We start from the raw sequence: 16,671 nt of genomic DNA, 5'->3' as shown, positions 1-16,671 counted from the left end.
TTTCAGCCCTTCAGATTCGTTCGATGATCTTGTCGCCGAACAGGCCCTGCGGCCGGAACAGCAGGAAGCCGAGCGCGATGAAATAGGCGAGCCAGCTCTCGATGCCGCCGCCGATCAGCGGGCCCCAGTAGAACTCGCCGAGCTTCTCGCCGATGCCGATGATCAGCCCGCCGACAATCGCGCCCGGGATCGAGGTGAAGCCGCCGAGGATCAGCACCGGCAACGCCTTCAGCGCGACGATCTCGAGCGCGAAGGATACGTCCGAACGCGCACCCCACATGATGCCGGTGATCAGTGCGACGATGCCGGCGGTGAACCAGACGATGACCCAGATCTGGTTCAGCGAGATGCCGACCGAGAGCGCCGCCTTGTGGCTGTCGGCGACCGCGCGCAGCGCCCGGCCGATGCGGGTGTATTGGAAGAACACGGCCAGCGCAGCGATCATGATCGAGGCGATGATCGCGGCCGCGATATCGATCTTCTGGAAGGAGACGAAGCCGCCGAGGATCTTCGCGTCGATCGCCCCCTTCGGCAGATAGAGTTCGCTCGTGATCATCTGCTTCGGGTTGCCGCCGAAGACGGCCTCGCCAAAACCGATCAGGAAATAGGTGATGCCGAAAGTCGCCATGAACAGGATGATGTCGGGCTGGTTGACCAGCGGACGCAGCACCACCCGCTCGATGGTGAAGGCGAGCAGGAACATCACGCCGAGCGTCAGGATGACGGCCAGGAACGCCGGTACGCCCTTCTCATGCAGGCCGACCAGCGTCAGCGCCGCAAAGACGACCATGATGCCCTGGGYGAAATTGAAGACGCCCGATGCCTTGAAGATCAGCACGAAGCCGAGCGCGATCAGCGCATAGAGCACGCCCGAAACGAGCCCTTCCCATATCGTCTGAACCAGCAGGTCCGGAGCCGAAACCATTTGCTGGAACGGGTCGATCAACACCTTGTGCAGCGTGCCGGAGGAATCGAGCTGTGCACCGACGATCGCGGCAAGGATGATGCCCACAAGAATAAGGCCGGTCTTGATCCAGCCATTGCTGAGCAGGTTGGGCGCAGGCCGCGCAGCGACTTCGCTCATGGCAGGATGTCCTTGGTTGGCGATCGCATCATGGCCGTCTCCAGATCCGGGTAAGGCCGAGAGGCCCCGCGCACAGGACGGCGACGCTCGCGGTCGCAAGTGGAAGCTTCGATGATCCCGACATCAGCCGGCATACCCTCGAACTCCGCAGATCGGATCCGTGCAGCATTGATGCCTCCCTCAATGCGCCACGCCGAGATAGGCATCGATCACCTTCTGATCCTGCTTGACCTCGTCGGGCGTGCCGTCTGCGATCTTGCGGCCGTATTCGAGCACCACGACACGGTCGGACAGGTCCATGACCACACCCATGTCGTGCTCGATCAGCGCGATCGTCGTGCCGAACTGGTTGTTCACGTCGAGGATGAAGCGGCACATGTCCTCCTTCTCCTCGAGGTTCATGCCGGCCATCGGCTCGTCGAGCAGCAGGAGTTCCGGTTCCATCGCCAGCGCGCGGCCCAGCTCGACACGCTTCTGCAGCCCGTAGGGCAGCTTGCCGACCGGCAGCTTGCGGATGTGCTCGATCTGCAGGAAGTCGATGATGTCCTCGACCACCTTGCGGTGCTCGATCTCCTCGGCCATCGCCGGCCCCTGCCGCAAGGCCTGCCAGAAGAAGCCGCGCCGCATCTTCAGCGTGCGCCCGGTCATGATGTTGTCGAGCGTCGACATGCCCTTGAACAGCGCGACGTTCTGGAAGGTCCGCGCGATGCCGGCCGCAGCCGCCTGATGCGGCTTCATCCTGGCGCGGCGCACGCCCTTGTAGGTGATCTGGCCTTCCTGCGGATGATAGAAACCATTGATGCAATTCAGCATCGAGGTCTTGCCGGCCCCGTTGGGGCCGATGATGGCGCGCACCTCGCCCTTGCGGATGTCGAAGGAGACGCCGGAGATCGCCTTCACGCCGCCGAAGCGCAGCGAGACATTCTCGACCGAGAGCAGGATCTCGCCCTTCTTGGCGGGGATCGGCGTGCCGGTGACGTTCATGGGTTCCGCATTCATGCTGCCCTCGCCGCGCCAGGTCGCTCGGGCGCCGTTGCCGGGTAGGTCTTGGCGTCACGCACCTTGACCCTTGCGGAAATCACGCCCTTGCGGCCATCCTCGAAGGTGACTTCGGTAGAGATGTCGGCCTCACTCGAGCCGTCATAGAGCGCGTTCACCAGGGGCGCGTAGCGTTCGGCGATGAAGCCGCGCCGGACCTTCTGGGTCCGCGTCAGCTCGCCATCGTCGGCGTCGAGTTCCTTGTGCAGGATCAGGAAGCGCTTGACCTGGGCTCCGCCCATCGCCGGCTCGGACGCCAGCGACTTGTTCACCTCGCCGATATGTTTGGCGATCATGCCGTAGACGAGATCGTGGCCGGCCAGTTCCTGATAGGAGGCATAGACGACATTGTTGCGCTCGGCCCAGTTGCCGACGGCCGTCAGGTCGATATTGAGCGCAACCGTCGCGTAGTCGCGGCCTTGGCCGAAAGCGACCGCCTCCTTGATGTTCGGATAGAACTTGAGCTTGTTCTCGATGTATTTCGGCGGGAACAGCTCGCCGGAATTGAGTTTCCCGACATCCTTGGCCCGGTCGATGATTTTGAGATGGCCGGTCTCGTCGAAGAAACCGGCATCGCCGGAACGGACATAACCATCCGCGGTCATCGTCTCTGCCGTCTTCTCCGGATCCTTGTAATAGCCGCCGAAGATGGAGGGCGACCGGTAGAGGACCTCGCCATTCTCATCGAGTTTGATCTCGACCAGCGGCGCCGGGCGGCCGACGGTGTCGGCCCGGATTTCGCCATTGGGCTGCATGGTGATGTAGACCCCGGCCTCGGTCTGGCCGTAGAGCTGCTTCAGGTTGACGCCGATCGACCGGTAGAAGCGGAAGATCTCGGGGCCGATCGCCTCGCCGGCGGTGTAGCCGACCTTGATGCTGGTCAGGCCGAAACGATTGCGCAGCGGAGCGTAGATCAACGCGTCGCCGAGCTTGTAGAGCAGCCGCGCTCCGAGCGGGACCGGCTCGCCGTTCAGGATCTTCTCACCATGCTTCTTCGCCACGCCGAGGAAGAAATGGAACATCTTGCGCATCAACGGCCCGGCATCCTCCATGCGCACCATGGTGATGGTCAGCATGTTCTCGAAGACCCGCGGCGGCGCGAAAGCGTAGGTCGTGCCGACCTCGCGGCGATCATCGATCACCGTCTCCGGCCCTTCAGGGCAGTTGACGCAGAAGCCGGCGACGATCGCCTGCGCATAGGAGAAGACGTGGTCGCCGACCCAGGCGATCGGCAGATAGGCGATGACCTCGTCTTCCTCGTTCAGCCCGTCGAACTGGCAGCCGATCTCGGCCGCCGTGATGACATTGTAATGGCTGAGCATCACGCCCTTGGGGCGGCCGGTGGTACCCGAGGTGTAGAGGATGACAGCGAGGTCCGAGCCGGTCCCGGCCTCCATCTCGCGGTCGAGCCCGGCCGACGCTGCTGAATTCGCCTTCAGGGCCTTGGCCCCGGCCTCGATCACGCGACCAATGTCGTGCAGCTTGGCATGGTCGTAATCACGCAGGCCACGCGACTCGTCGTAGAGCATGTTCCTCAGGCGCGGCAGGCGGTCGGCGATCGAGAGCACCTTGTCGACCTGCTCCTGGTCCTGGACGCAGGCAAAGACCGCCTCGGCATGGTCGAGCACATAGGCCATCTCGTCAGCGACGGAATCGGCATAGACCGGCACCGGAATGGCGCCGAGCCACTGCGCCGCGCACATCGACCAGTAGAGGCGTGGCCGGTTGTAGCCGATGATCGCGACCTTCTCGCCGCGCTTGAGACCGAGTTCCTGCAATCCCTTGGCATAGGCACGAACCTGCTCGGCCATCTCGGCCCAGTTCCAGGATTGCCAGATGCCGAGATCCTTGTGCCGGTATGCCGTGCGGCTGCCGCGCTCACGCGCATTGCGCATCAGCAATTTCGGAAAGGTATCCGCCTGGCCGGCGGTTGCGCTTGCCACGGTTGCGTTCTCCCTGTCCGGCCGCCGTACATTGCAGCAGCCTTCTTTCCGGGCCGGTTCCGACCTCTTTGTTCATGCAAGCCTTGCAGGCCCGACACATCTTCGCAAGGAGGCACTTGACAGACAACTTGTTATTTGGTCGCTATTGTCCCGCCGAAGTGTGCGAGAGCGTGAATCCTTGCCATTCTGGAGACTTCGGCAAGCCTGAATTCGGGACCTGCCAGATCCAGCCGGCCACTCCTATCCCTAGGAGTTGCGCGAATTGACTGAGCTGTCTTCTTCGATGTTCTGAAAAACGACACCGCAAGGCAGCCACCAACCAGGCGCCGCTCCATGGATCCTTACGTCATCGGCTGCATAGCCTTTCTGTGCGTGTTCGGCGCGGCCTTGATCGGGATGTTTTTGCGCGCACGCCTGCCGGAACATCACCTGAGTCCGGAGTCCCGGGACGCCATCAAGCTTGCAACGGCAGTCGTTGGAACGCTCTCGGCGCTCGCGCTTGGCCTCTTGATCGCCTCAGCGAAACGATCATTCGACGAGGCCGGGACGGGCTTGAGAACAACGGCGGCGCGCGTGCTCCTGCTCGACCGCGTCATGGCGCAGTACGGCCAGGAGACGAGGGAAACGCGGGAAACGCTCCACAAGCTTCTCGAGATCAGGTTGAGCGATGCCGGCAGCGAACGGTCGCTCGACGACGGTCTGGATATCGAAATGGTCCAGGGGGCGCTGCGAAACCTGTCGCCACAAACCGACTCCCAGCGCTGGCTCCAGGCGCGCGCCCTTCAACTCAGCGGACAGATTGCGGAGGCGCGATGGATGCGCGCCGAAACGGAAGTGGGAGGATTTCCCGGCGCATTCCTGGCCATCCTCGTGTTCTGGCTCGCCTTGCTCTTCGCCTCGTTCGGTCTGTTGGCCCCGGGCAATGGAACGGTTATGGCGACTTTGTTCGTCTGCGCCTTGTCGGTGACCGGAGCGCTGGTGCTGATCATCGACATGGACCATCCCTATCTCGGCTTCATCCGGATCTCGGACGCTCCCTTGAAACAGGCATTCGAACGCCTCGGCCGAGAGTGATCAGGCACACTGGAGTGTCTGCGTTCCCTAGCCGTCGTAACGCGCGAGCCGATCCAGATCGAGGACAGTCACCGCGCCGTGGCCGACCTCGAGCAGACCTAGGTCTGCAAGCCTCGCAAGCCCCTGATTGGCCATCTGCCGCGACATGCCGGCGAGCAGGCCGAGCTCTTCCTGCGAAATCGCGAGTGTCAGGCTCTGGCCGGGATACAGGATCGGGTTGAACAGCCAGGCAAGATTGCGGGCGAGACGGGCGGTCGAGTCCAGCATCCGCTCGGTCTCCGCCAGTGCGATGAACTGGCCGAGCCGCTCATTGAACTGATGGACGAGGAAGCGATTGAACGCCGCGCTGTGTTCGAACAGCCAGAGGAAGGTCGAGCGCCGCATCAGCGCGAGCTGGGTGTCGCGTAGCGCCACCAGATCATAGCGGCGCAGCTCAGCCTTGATCACCGTGCCTTCCCCGAACCAGGCCCCGGCACGCAGGCCCGCCAGCGTCGCGGATTTGCCCTCCTTCGAGGTGGTGCTCATCTTCACCAGCCCCTCGGCGACACCGGTCCAGGATTCGAGCCGGTCGCCGACATGACAGATGTAGTTGCCCTTCCCGTAGGATTTCAGGCTGATCCCGCGTCGCGCTTCCTCAAACTCTTCCGGCTTCAGGTCGCGGGACCAGGCAGCGATGCGGCGCAGGTCTTCGGGGGAGATCAAGGCATGTTCACCGCGCGTTAGAACGGGCACGAGCCCGCAATGCCGAACCAGTATGCGGCGTCATGGACGGCCAACTCAAGCCCGGCACACCAAGCGGGGTTTGGTACGGGCTCTTCGGTTCATTCGGCCCGGATCTCTGCGGGCTGGTACCGGCGGGTCGCCGCCCAGAACAGCAGCGCCAACAGGCTGATCGAGGCTCCCAGCACGCAGACGCCAGTCCAGCCTGCGCGGTCATGGACCATGGTTGAGGCGATCGAGCCTAGCGCGCTGCCGATCGAATAGAACACCATATAGCCGCCGACGAGCCGGCTTCGGGCATCGGACCGCACCGCGAAGATCATGGTCTGGTTCGTGATATGCACGGCCTGGATCGCGAGATCGAGCAGGACAATGCCGATGATCAGGTTCCAGAGCGATGCACTCATCGAGGCGATCGGGATCCAGGACAGCACCAGCAGGCCCAGCGAAAGACCGGTGACGCGCTGACCAAAGCCACGGTCGGCGAGCGTCCCGGCGCGGGCGGCGGCGAGTGCCCCCGCCAGCCCGACGAGACCGAACATCCCGATCTCGGTATGGGACAGGGAGAAAGGCGCGGTGGTGAGCGGCAGGACCAGCGACGTCCAGAACACGCTGAAACTGGCGAAGATCAACAAGGCGAGCACGGCTCGTACYCGCAGAACCGGCTCCTTGACGAACAGGCCGACGACGGACGCGAGCAGCTCCGGATAGGAGATCCTCGCCGCGGCGCGCTCATGCTTCGGCAGCACCCGGAACAGCAGGAAGGCCATCAGCACGGAGAGCACGGCCGACGCCAGATAGACCAGGCGCCAGCCCCCGATATCGGCGAGCACTCCCGAAACGAACCGCGCCAGGAGAATGCCGATCACGATCCCGCTCGTGATCCTGCCCACGGTCCGCCCGCGCTCCTCGTCTGCCGCCATGCTGGCCGCAAAGGCAACGAGCACCTGCACGACGACTGCGAGCAGGCCAACTGCCACCATCCCCGCCAGCAGGACGGCTGCGCTCGGGGCCAAGCCGACGACAAGCAGTGCCAGGCCTGAGAGCAGCGCTTGCGTGCCGATCAACCGCCGACGATCGAGCAGATCGCCAAGCGGCACGATGAAGACCAGCCCGAGCGCGTAGCCAATTTGCGTCACCGTCACCACGCCGCCGATCGCGGCCGGACTGATCGCGAGATCGCGCGCCATCACATCGAGCAGCGGCTGGGCATAATAAATATTTGCCAACATGGTTCTATAATAGAACCATGTTGCACGTAGCTGAATCCAGTCCTATTTTGGAACCGGACATCACGGGGAAGTGAGACGGAAACCGATGGTCAAACGCACCAGCCTCAGGGATGCGGATTGCCCCGTCGCCCGCGCCCTGGACGCAATCGGCGACTGGTGGTCTCTCCTGATCATTCGCGATGCGTTCAGCGACGTGCGGCGCTTCGGTGAATTCCAAAAGAGCCTCGGCGTCGCCAAGGGCATCCTCGCCGCACGGCTGCGCAATCTTGTCGAACTCGGCATTCTTGAGATCGCGCCCGCTTCGGATGGCAGCGCTTATCAGGAATATGTGCTGACGCAGAAGGGCCGCGGCCTGTTCGTCGTCGTTGCTGGATTGCGGCAATGGGGGGAGGACCAGTGCTACGAGCCGGGCGAGCCCCATTCCGCACTCATCGACAACGAAACCGGGCAGCCCGTCGGGCGCCTCGAACTGCATTCCGCCGACGGGCGGGTCCTTGGCCCGCTCAACACGACCGTGCGCTTGGCCGCACCACCGTCCACACGGCCCCATGGCGGGGCCTAAACCTGCAGTCGACCGGCCGCATTTACCTATGGGCGAGCCTCAACGCACCAGCGCAAATGCGACCGACGCAATCAGCAGGACCGCGAAGACGATATTGATGGCCCGATTCAGCCGCGGCCGACGAAAACAGCGGGTCAGCGCCGCTCCCGTGGCGAGCCAGAGCAGATTGACCGCGGCGATGATCACCATCAGCACCGCCGCCTTCGCCAGCGCATCGGCGGCAACCCGCTCGCGCAACAGGACGAAACCGGAGAACAGCGCAGCCATCGCCGCATAGCCCTTCGGGTTGACGAGCGACAGCAGGGCACCTGCTGCGAAGGACGGTCGCTCACCGCGTTCGCTCGCCTCGCTCAAGGGTGGTGCAGTGGCGATGCGATAGGCCAGATAGAGAAAATACCCGGCCGCAGCGACCGTCACCACCGGCGCTACGCCAGGCAGCGCCATCAGCACCCCGACCATGCCGCTGGCGGTGATCGCGATGACCGCGGCCATGCCGCTGGTGATGCCGGCAGCATAGACGAGCCCCTCGCGGGCCCCGAAGGCAGCACCGGTTGCAGCCAGGCTCAAAGTGGCAGGTCCGGGACTGCCCGCGAGTGCGAGCCCGGCAAGGACGAAACCGAACAACCCCTCCATGCTGCGCCTCCACTGGTGGATGAGCAGCATGTTGTCAGGCCCGGGCGGCTGAATGTCTTGAACGATCGTGCGGACCAAACCGGACGGCGGAGGTCATCCCCCTGGGACGACCCCGGTCAGGTCCGTMTACTCGGCCGCTCTCGGCATGGCCAATGCCGCAGCCGAGCCGTCACGCAGCCGGGCCAGGAGATCGGTCTCCTCGGCCTTAGCCTGCTTGAGGTGGCGTTCCTTGACATGGCCAAAACCACGGATCTTCTCCGGAATTGCCGTCAGTGCCACGCAGAGCGCATGGTTCTCCGGTGTCAGCCGGTTCACCAGCTCGCCGATCAGCGCGTCGTATTCAGCGATCAGCCGGCGCTCCGTTCTGCGCTCCTCGGTACGGCCGAAGATGTCGAAGGCCGTGCCGCGCAGGCCCTTCAGTTTCGCCAGCAGGCCGAAGGCCTTCATCATCCAGGGGCCGAAGCTCATCTTCCGCGGCAGGCCGGTATGGGGATCGACCTTGGCGAGCAGAGGCGGCGCGAGATGAAACTCGTAGCGCAGCCTCTCACCCGAAGCGCTGTCCTTCTCGAAGGTGGCGGCCACCTGCTTCTGGAACGAGCCATCGGCATAGAGCCGCGCAACCTCATACTCGTCCTTGTAGGCCATCAGCTTGAAGAGATAGCGCGCCACGCTTTCGGCAAGCGCGCTCTGCCCCGGCATGACCTGCACTTCCTTGACCTGGATGCGCGCGACAAGATGGCGATAGCGCGCCGCATAGGCCGCATTCTGGTAGGCAGTGAGATAATCGACGCGACGCGCGATGATCTCTTCCAGCGTCTCGGAGAGATGCCGCGCCCGTGTCGGCGCCTTGGCCTCCGCAAGGGCAGAGATCAGAGCGTCCGGATCATGCGCCGCACGCCGGCCGAGCTCGAAGGCCTGCTTGTTCATGGCGACCGCTTCGCCGTTGAGCTCGATCGCTCGGAGCAGCGAGGCGCGCGCCAGCGGCACGCCGCCGAACTGCCACGCATAACCGAGCATGAACATGTTGGCGGCAATGGCGTTGCCGAGGAAAGCGTTCGCAGCCGCCGTCGCATCGACGAGATGCGTCCGCTCACGCCCTGATGCCGAGATGATCGCCCGTTTCAGCCGCTCGATCGGCAGCGAGAAATCGGCATTGCGGGTGAAATCCCCCGGCATGCTCTCGGCCGTATTGACCACGACGATCGCGCCGTCCGGTCGTATCGCGCCAAGGACCTTCTTCGAGCCAGTGACGGTGAGATCGCAACCGAGCACCAGATCCGCCTGACCGGCGGCGACGCGAATGGCGTGAATGTCTTCGGGCCGCGGCGCGAGCTTGACATGGCTGAAGACCGCCCCGCCCTTCTGGGCAAGACCGGCCATGTCGATCATGCCGCAGCCCTTGCCCTCGAGATGCGCCGCCATGCCGAGAATGGCGCCGATCGTCACCACGCCGGTGCCGCCGACACCGGTGACAACGACCGCGAAACTGCGATCGAGGGCCGGAACCTGCGGCTCTGGAAGCTCGCCTGCGCTGAGCGCGCCGGCATCGAGCCGGCGCGGCGCCGCCTTCTTCGGCCGGGCGCCATGCACGGTAACGAAGGAGGGGCAGAAGCCCTTCACGCAGGAAAAGTCCTTGTTGCAGTTCGACTGGTCGATCTGGCGCTTGCGGCCGAACTCGGTCTCCAGCGGCTGCACCGAGACGCAGTTCGACTGCACGCCGCAATCGCCGCAGCCTTCGCAGACGAGTTCGTTGACGATCACCCGCTTGTCGGGATCGGGATAGGCGCCACGCTTGCGCCGGCGGCGCTTCTCGGTGGCGCAGGTCTGGTCGTAGAGCAGCAACGACACGCCCGGAACCTGCGCAAGCTCGCGCTGCACGGCATCGAGGTCATCGCGATGATGGATCGTCGTGCCGGCGGGCCATTGCGTGCCCGGCGGGTATTTGTCCGGTTCGTCGCTGACCACCGCGACGCGATGCACGCCTTCCGCTGCGATCTGGCGGGCCATCTGGTCGGGCGTCAGATGCCCTTCCGCCTGCTGGCCGCCGGTCATGGCGACCGCATCGTTATAGAGCAGCTTGTAGGTGACGTTGACGCCAGCAGCGACCGCCCAGCGGATCGCGAGCGAGCCGGAATGAGTATAGGTGCCGTCGCCGAGATTCTGGAAAACGTGCTGGCGCGTCGAGAACGGCGCTTCGCCGATCCAGTTCGCGCCTTCTCCGCCCATCTGGGTGAAGCCTGCAGTGCTCCGGTCCATCCACTGCACCATGTAATGGCAGCCGATGCCCGCATAGGCGCGCGAGCCTTCGGGCACCACGGTGGAACTGTTATGCGGGCAGCCCGAGCAGTAATAGGGCGTGCGCTTGGCGATATCCTGCGCCTCGGCGAGGCGCCCCTGCGCCTGGGCGATCTCCTCGAGCCGGCCCCGTAGCACAGGGTCGTCCTTGTATTGCAGCAGCCGCGCGCCAAGCGCGATCGCGACGTCGTTGGGATCGAGCGCGCCATGGACCGGAAAGAGCCATTCGCCCTTCTCGTCCTTCTTGCCGATCACCATCGGCTGGTGCTTGGAGCCATAGAGCTCCTCGCGGACCTGCACCTCGATCAGCGAGCGCTTTTCCTCGACCACCATGACGAGATCGAGCTTTGAGGCAAAATCCTTCAACTCGTTCGGATCGATCGGCCAGGGACAGGCGACCTTGAACAGCCGGATGCCGAGGTCATTGGCGCGAACCTCATCGATGCCGAGGTCTTCCATCGCCTGGCGGACATCGAGATAGGATTTTCCGACGGTGATGATGCCGATGCGCGGCTTCTTCCCCCCGGATGTGATGGTCTGGTTGAGCTTGTTGGCACGCAGATAGGCAAGCATCGCGGCGCGCTTGTGGATATGCAGCCGCTTCTCCTGATCGACGAAATCCAGCTCGCGGCGGATGCTCAACCCGCCCGGCGGCATGACGAAATCGTCCGGCGTCACGATCTTGACCCGGTCGACCGAGCCATCGACGGAGGCCGTCGACTCGATATTGTCCTTCACGCATTTGATGCCGACCCAGACCGAGGCAAAGCGCGAGAGCGCGATGCCGTGCAGGGAATAATCCATGATCTCCTGAACACCGGCCGGGTTCAGGATCGGCATCATCCGGTCGACGAAGACGAACTCGGTCTGATGCGCATTGGTGGACGATTCAGCGGTGTGGTCGTCGCCCATCAGGCAGATGACGCCGCCATGGGGCGAGGTGCCGGCCATGTTGCCATGGCGGAAGACGTCGCCGCTGCGGTCTACGCCCGGGCCCTTGCCGTACCAGAGCGCGAAGACGCCGTCATGCTTGCCTTCGCCCTGCAGCTCGGCCTGCTGCGTGCCCCAGACCGCGGTCGCGGCCAGATCCTCGTTCAGCCCCGGCTGGAAGACGATATCGGAGGCCTTGAGCTGTTTGCCGGCCCGTAGCAATTGCTGGTCGAGCCCTCCCAGCGGCGAGCCGCGATAGCCCGAAACGAAGCCCGCCGTGTTCAGGCCGGCGCGGCGGTCGCGCTCGCGCTGGACCATCAGCATGCGGGCGATCGCCTGCGTTCCGGTCAGGAATATCTGCTGTTTCGAAAGGTCGTATTTGTCGTCCAGCGCGACCTCGCGCAACAGGCCGGCCTCGGCCAGGTCTGCGGTGCCGGATTTCTGTTCCATCTCGGCCATGGCCGACCTCCCCGATCGTCCCGTTACGGCAGAATGGGGCCAGTTGGTCCGGCCTCCAACTTGATATTATGTCAGTAATGCTGACATATCACCTCGTTACGGTCAATCACCCTGGGATCGTTCCAGAATGCGCCGCGATTTGGCCCCCTTTGCGAGTGATGGGTGGGCTTGAACCGGCCTTGGCATCGGCCGCCATTTACGGTTGGTTAACCATGTCGGGCCAGCTTCGCCGCTGAAATCGAGGGATTCCCTGTCGTGACCCGATGCCGCCGCGGCCTTCTCATTCTCGCCGGACTTGCGGCCTGGTTCGGGTTCACCGGCCTCGCGGCCGCGCATCCCCATGTCTTCGTCAGTGCGCGCACCGAGATCATCTACGCCCCCGACGGCAGCGTGAAGGCTCTGAAGCATATCTGGAGTTTTGACGAGGCCTATTCCGCCTTCATCACGCAGGGGCTCGACAAGAATGGCGACGGCAAGCTCACGCCCGACGAGCTGACGGAGCTCGCCAAGGTCAACATGGAATCCCTGCCCGATGTCGGCTTCTTCACCATCGCCAAGGCGAACGGCAAGGTGCAGGCCTTCGGCGAGCCAAGCGAGGCTGCGCTCGCCTTCGAGAACAAGATCCTGACCTTGACCTATGTCCTGCCCCTCAAGCAGCCAGCCACCGCCAATCGGTCCTTCGGCATCGAGATCGGTGACCCGACCTATTTCGTCGCCTTCGACATCGCCGAGGCCGCTGACGCCGTGATCGCGCGCGATGCACCCAAGGGCTGCGTCGTCCGCATCGCTCGTCCGCCCAAACTCGACGCTGCCGTCCAGCAGAAGCTCGCGCAGGAAGACATCACAGCCCAGCCCGACATGAGCGGATACCAGGTCACGACGCGCGCGCTGGTCGCATGTCCCTGAGTTTCGCGCGTTCGACATCGCTACGCCTGCCGATCGTCTCGCGTCGGCTCGCCCTGATGGCCCTCGCGCTTCTGGCCGTTGCCGGCACCCTTGCCGTGCTGGCCTATGTGATTGCCAGCGTAAGCCCACCACCGCCCCCGCCACCGCGCAACCCCTTCGGGACTGCCCTGCCCCGCGAGGCCCTGCCTTCGACGACGGGCATCGGCGCGCTGCTCCTGTCCTGGCAATCGGCCTTCTATCGCGAACTCACCGCGACGCTGAAGGCGATCCACGCCAGCGGCGCAGCCCTGCCCGGCTTGCTTGCTCTGGCCTTCGGCTATGGCGTCTTTCATGCAGCCGGCCCCGGCCACGGCAAGGCAGTGATCTCCGGCTATATCGTCGCCGATAATCGCAGCCTCAGGCGTGGCCTCGCCTTGAGCTTTGCCGCCGCGATCCTCCAGGCGCTGGTCGCCATTGCACTGGTCCTGACCCTGACGATCGCCTTGAGAACGACCGCTGCGACCATGAGCGCGACGACGACGCTGATCGAGCAGGCGAGTTTCGCGCTGGTCGGGCTGGTCGGACTATGGGTGCTTTGGCGCAAGGCCGGGGCGCTGCTCGCCCTGTCGGGCGATGCCGCCGCCCATGATCCGGCCTGCGACCATGTTCACATGCCCGGTCCCGACGAGATCGCCCGATTGCGCGGCTGGCGAGAGATGGCCGGCGTGGTTTTCGCGGCCGGCCTGCGTCCTTGCGCCGGCGCTCTCATTATTCTCGTCTTCGCCTTCTCGCAGGGGCTGCTCTGGGCCGGCATCGCCGCGACCTTCGCCATGGCGCTCGGCACGGCCCTGACCACGGGAGCGCTTGCTGCGCTCGCGGTCTTCTTCAAGTTCGCAGCCCTGAAACTGGCCGGAGGCAGCAGCCTGCGCGGAGCAAGAGTGATCGCAGGGCTCGAACTGCTCGCCGCCGCTTTCGTCGCCGTGCTGGGCGCAGCACTCTTCCTCGGACTCTGGGCGACCCAGGGAAGCTGAGCCCCCGATGCCGCCGCGCTTGCGTCCGTTTTGCTTCGTCGCCCTTACTTGGCCGTCGCCTCGTAGGTGAAGAGCACCGACTTGTCGTCATCCGGGATGAAATGGGCCCGCACGCCGTCAGCAGTCGGCTCGACCCAGAACGGGTTCTGCGTCATCGGCAATCCAGACGGCGACCAGAGCTCGATCGGTACCTGATAGACGGGCCGATTATCCCTGAGGTCGACGATCTCGAACCCGCCGAGGCGAAAGATCGGTCCGTCTTTCGTCGCGCGATAGGCGTTGAGGCCGGAGCAGAGCATCCGGCTCATGCCGATATAGTGGCAGTCCTGATAGTCGATATAGAGCGCGGGATTGATGACCCGCAGTTGTTCAGGCGCCACGTCTGGATTGGTCACCCGGCCCTCGCCGTCCAGGGTCCATTTGTAGAAGCGGCGCGAACCCCAGCTTACCCCATGCAGCGATTTGTCGTCGGTATTGTGGACGATGCCGCCGATATGGTCCTTGAAGCGCAGCACCTCGGTCGCCTTCAGCGTCTCCGGATCGACCTTGTAGACGATCGACTGACTATTCGGCCGATACTCGGCAACCGTCACCCAGATATGCTTGCCATCGAAGTCGATCCCGCCGGGGTGGTACATCGAGCCCTCGCCGAGCGTGATGCTGGCCAGGAGCTTCCCTTCGGCATCGACCTTGAAGAGATGGCCGACGCCCTCGCCGGTATCACGATCATAGCCATCGCGGGGTTCGGAGAAGCGGGTCGTCGGCTTCGTGATCTCGACCGAGGAGACGAAGAAGGCATCGCCGATCTTCAGCATGCCTTGCGGGTGATGTGTCGGGAATTGCAGCGGAACGGCAGCTTTCTGCGTCCATTGCGTGTTGCGGGTGAGCTTTTCGATACGCCCGTTGAGGGCCGGATCGGCCGCATGTGCAGGCGCGGTCAGCAACAAACCGGCAAGGCCGACCAGGCAAGTCATCGTCTTTTTCATCAGGGCCTCCCAGACCGCATGTTTCTCCGAAAGCAGAGCCGATGCCGATCGCGATGTCGTCCCCTATCCAGCGCCCGACAAACTCATGTGACAAGTCCACGCCGCAGTGATGCCGAAGCGTTGCGCGCCCTCAGCTCACGCGCTGCGGGTCGTTCTCCAGCAGGATCGGCTTGCCATGCGGCGTCGCCTCGGCCGCGCGCTCCCAGGACGCCGCGAGCGCTTCGACGCCCTCATGCGAGGCCAGCCCCTTGGCGATCAGGAGATGCTCCAGCGCCTCGCACCAGCGTTCGTAATAATCGGAACCGTCGCGGCAGCCGCCGGCCGCGACCGCCTCCCGGATTTCGGCCCCGAGGGCTTGCGCCCATTCCTGCGCGGAAAAGATGCCCCGGTTCTGCAGCGCAACGACCAGCGCAAAGGCCTGGGCCTGCCAGGGTTCCGCAAAGACCGGCCCTTCCGCATCGCGCGGGATCGGCGTGCCCGCTGCGAGCGCATCGGCAAGGGCTGCGTCAGGCCGGTTCAAGATAGCTCTCCCACGCCTCGACGCTGACGCTGGACGTCGGGTCCGCATCGCGGCCCCAGAGTTCGGGGCCACTGAAGACCACGGTATAGAGCCATTGCGCTGTTTCCGGTGCACCATGGGCGCCGGTATCGGGGAAGACGTGGTTGCCGCGGATTGCCTCGATCCGGCCGAGCTTGCCGCGGGCATAGCGTGGCAGGCGAGTATGGCCGGCCGGGTGCATCACGATGGCGCGCACACGATCGCCGACAGCAAACAGCGCCGACGCCGAAGCCTCGCGCTCATAGGGAAAGCCACGCCGCAACACGGCTGGGACATCTGCGCCGTTCAGCACCCGTTTAGGCGTCGTCCCTGCCCCTGCGGATGTCCCGCTGTCCATCTCGGCCGGCGTCGCAAAGCCGTGCCGCTGCAGCACCGTCCGCAACCCTTCGTACCAGATCTCGTAATAGGAGAAGGAAAGGTAATCTGCCGGCGGGATGCTCTCGCGCGCATGCCGGATCTCGTCGATGGTCCAGTGCCCCATGGCGCCTGCCGCGACGTTCAGCGCGAGCATGCGGCTCTCCCATCCGCCATGGAAGACCGGCTCGTTCGGCTCCGGCATAACGGGCCCGAAGCCCATTTGGCCGCCGAGATCCTGCCCGCCATTCATGCTGACGCTCCCGCCTTCGGCAACCCGACGCCGATCATCGAATCCCGCGTGACGATGCCGGCAAGCCTCTCCTCGTCCCAGCCCTCGGTACCGGCAGGGCGCTGCGGGATGACGAGGAAGCGCGTCTCGGCGGTTGAATCCCAAACCCGGATGCGCTGGCCCGCGGGCAGCGTCACGCCAAAATCGGCCAGCACGCCGCGCGGATCGATGACGGCGCGCGAGCGATAGGGCGGCGACTTGTACCAGACCGGCGGCAGGCCGAGCACCGGCCACGGATAGCAGGAGCACAGCGTGCAGACGATCAGATTGTGCTCGTCGGGAGTGTTGAACACCGCAACGATATGCTCCCCGCCACGGCCGCCATAGCCGAGCTCGGCGACGGCCGCCGTGCCGTCCTGCCTGAGCCGTTCTGCGAAAGCGGGGTCCGTCCAGGCCTTCGCCACGACCAGCGCGCCATTGCGCGGGCCGACCTTGGTCTCGTAGGTCTCGACAATGGCATCGAGCGCCGCCGGGTCGACATAGCCCTTGGCGACGAGGAGCGTTTCCAGCGCCTTCACCCGCGCCTCGATCGGCGTGAAGTGATTGTCATGGTCGTGATGATGGTGGTGGTGATCGTGCCCGCTCATGGCAGCC

General features: G+C 64.5%; 15 protein-coding genes. 4 read left to right on the top strand and 11 right to left on the bottom strand.

Features of this window, described 5'->3' with window-relative positions; translation table 11 throughout:
• Positions 1 to 10 precede the first annotated feature (10 nt).
• The 3 genes from AC1DRP_RS07620 to AC1DRP_RS07610 all read right to left on the bottom strand — a co-directional run bounded on the left by AC1DRP_RS07620 (position 11) and on the right by AC1DRP_RS07610 (position 4,017).
• Positions 11 to 925, bottom strand: a complete 915-nt coding sequence (locus AC1DRP_RS07620; protein ID WP_476768240.1) for a branched-chain amino acid ABC transporter permease — start codon at positions 923 to 925, stop codon at positions 11 to 13.
• A gap of 339 nt (positions 926 to 1,264) precedes the next feature.
• The gene (locus AC1DRP_RS07615) at positions 1,265 to 2,083 is read right to left on the bottom strand and encodes an ABC transporter ATP-binding protein (protein ID WP_441504323.1); all 819 of its coding nucleotides are present in this window, start codon (positions 2,081 to 2,083) and stop codon (positions 1,265 to 1,267) included.
• Positions 2,080 to 4,017, bottom strand: coding sequence for an AMP-dependent synthetase/ligase (locus AC1DRP_RS07610; RefSeq protein WP_441504505.1), 1,938 nt, complete (start codon positions 4,015 to 4,017; stop codon positions 2,080 to 2,082). Before AC1DRP_RS07610 ends, AC1DRP_RS07615 begins: the two co-directional genes overlap by 4 nt.
• A 381-nt stretch (positions 4,018 to 4,398) precedes the next feature.
• Between AC1DRP_RS07610 and AC1DRP_RS07605 the strand changes: the two genes are divergently transcribed.
• Entirely contained in the window at positions 4,399 to 5,139 is a 741-nt protein-coding gene (locus AC1DRP_RS07605) for a bestrophin-like domain (RefSeq protein ID WP_441504322.1), read from the top strand.
• Between the two features lie 27 nt (positions 5,140 to 5,166).
• On the opposite strand, the gene AC1DRP_RS07600 is transcribed toward AC1DRP_RS07605, so the two are convergent.
• Together AC1DRP_RS07600 and AC1DRP_RS07595 are read right to left on the bottom strand one after the other, a co-directional pair.
• Positions 5,167 to 5,841 carry a Crp/Fnr family transcriptional regulator gene (locus AC1DRP_RS07600; RefSeq protein ID WP_441504321.1) on the bottom strand — a complete coding sequence of 225 codons (675 nt, stop codon included), beginning with the start codon at positions 5,839 to 5,841 and terminating at the stop codon, positions 5,167 to 5,169.
• A 119-nt stretch (positions 5,842 to 5,960) separates the two neighbouring features.
• On the bottom strand, positions 5,961 to 7,091 hold the full coding sequence (locus tag AC1DRP_RS07595) for an MFS transporter (protein ID WP_476768226.1): 1,131 nt from the start codon (positions 7,089 to 7,091) through the stop codon (positions 5,961 to 5,963).
• 85 nt (positions 7,092 to 7,176) lie between these two features.
• On the opposite strand from AC1DRP_RS07595, the gene AC1DRP_RS07590 reads away from it, so the two are divergent.
• Positions 7,177 to 7,653 (top strand): winged helix-turn-helix transcriptional regulator, encoded by a 477-nt coding sequence (locus tag AC1DRP_RS07590; RefSeq protein WP_441504319.1) that lies wholly within the window; start codon positions 7,177 to 7,179, stop codon positions 7,651 to 7,653.
• A 39-nt stretch (positions 7,654 to 7,692) separates the two neighbouring features.
• Here AC1DRP_RS07590 and AC1DRP_RS07585 read toward each other — a convergent pair whose 3' ends face one another.
• Both AC1DRP_RS07585 and AC1DRP_RS07580 read right to left on the bottom strand, forming a co-directional pair.
• On the bottom strand, positions 7,693 to 8,286 hold the full coding sequence (locus AC1DRP_RS07585) for a LysE family translocator (RefSeq protein WP_441504318.1): 594 nt from the start codon (positions 8,284 to 8,286) through the stop codon (positions 7,693 to 7,695).
• Between the two features lie 93 nt (positions 8,287 to 8,379).
• Positions 8,380 to 11,970: an indolepyruvate ferredoxin oxidoreductase family protein gene (locus tag AC1DRP_RS07580; protein ID WP_476768225.1), complete on the bottom strand. Its 3,591-nt coding sequence runs from the start codon at positions 11,968 to 11,970 to the stop codon at positions 8,380 to 8,382.
• Positions 11,971 to 12,225: 255 nt separating this feature from the next.
• Between AC1DRP_RS07580 and AC1DRP_RS07575 the strand changes: the two genes are divergently transcribed.
• Together AC1DRP_RS07575 and AC1DRP_RS07570 are read left to right on the top strand one after the other, a co-directional pair.
• The gene (locus AC1DRP_RS07575) at positions 12,226 to 12,876 is read left to right on the top strand and encodes a DUF1007 family protein (protein ID WP_441504316.1); all 651 of its coding nucleotides are present in this window, start codon (positions 12,226 to 12,228) and stop codon (positions 12,874 to 12,876) included.
• Entirely contained in the window at positions 12,867 to 13,886 is a 1,020-nt protein-coding gene (locus AC1DRP_RS07570; RefSeq protein ID WP_441504315.1) for a nickel/cobalt transporter, read from the top strand. Before AC1DRP_RS07575 ends, AC1DRP_RS07570 begins: the two co-directional genes overlap by 10 nt.
• A 44-nt stretch (positions 13,887 to 13,930) precedes the next feature.
• Here AC1DRP_RS07570 and AC1DRP_RS07565 read toward each other — a convergent pair whose 3' ends face one another.
• The 4 genes from AC1DRP_RS07565 to nthA form a co-directional block, all read right to left on the bottom strand.
• On the bottom strand, positions 13,931 to 14,872 hold the full coding sequence (locus AC1DRP_RS07565; RefSeq protein WP_441504314.1) for a DUF6454 family protein: 942 nt from the start codon (positions 14,870 to 14,872) through the stop codon (positions 13,931 to 13,933).
• A 130-nt stretch (positions 14,873 to 15,002) separates the two neighbouring features.
• Positions 15,003 to 15,392, bottom strand: a complete 390-nt coding sequence (locus AC1DRP_RS07560; protein WP_441504313.1) for a nitrile hydratase accessory protein — start codon at positions 15,390 to 15,392, stop codon at positions 15,003 to 15,005.
• Positions 15,379 to 16,038, bottom strand: coding sequence for a nitrile hydratase subunit beta (gene nthB / locus AC1DRP_RS07555; RefSeq protein ID WP_441504312.1), 660 nt, complete (start codon positions 16,036 to 16,038; stop codon positions 15,379 to 15,381). Before nthB ends, AC1DRP_RS07560 begins: the two co-directional genes overlap by 14 nt.
• Positions 16,035 to 16,664: a nitrile hydratase subunit alpha gene (gene nthA, locus AC1DRP_RS07550; protein ID WP_441487877.1), complete on the bottom strand. Its 630-nt coding sequence runs from the start codon at positions 16,662 to 16,664 to the stop codon at positions 16,035 to 16,037. Before nthA ends, nthB begins: the two co-directional genes overlap by 4 nt.
• Positions 16,665 to 16,671 lie beyond the last annotated feature (7 nt).

It is taken from the genome of Allobosea sp. 01N443 (genome assembly GCF_056399325.1).
The sequence above is the reverse complement of the archived record's forward strand: the minus strand, read 5'-3'. Positions and strand labels throughout refer to the sequence as shown.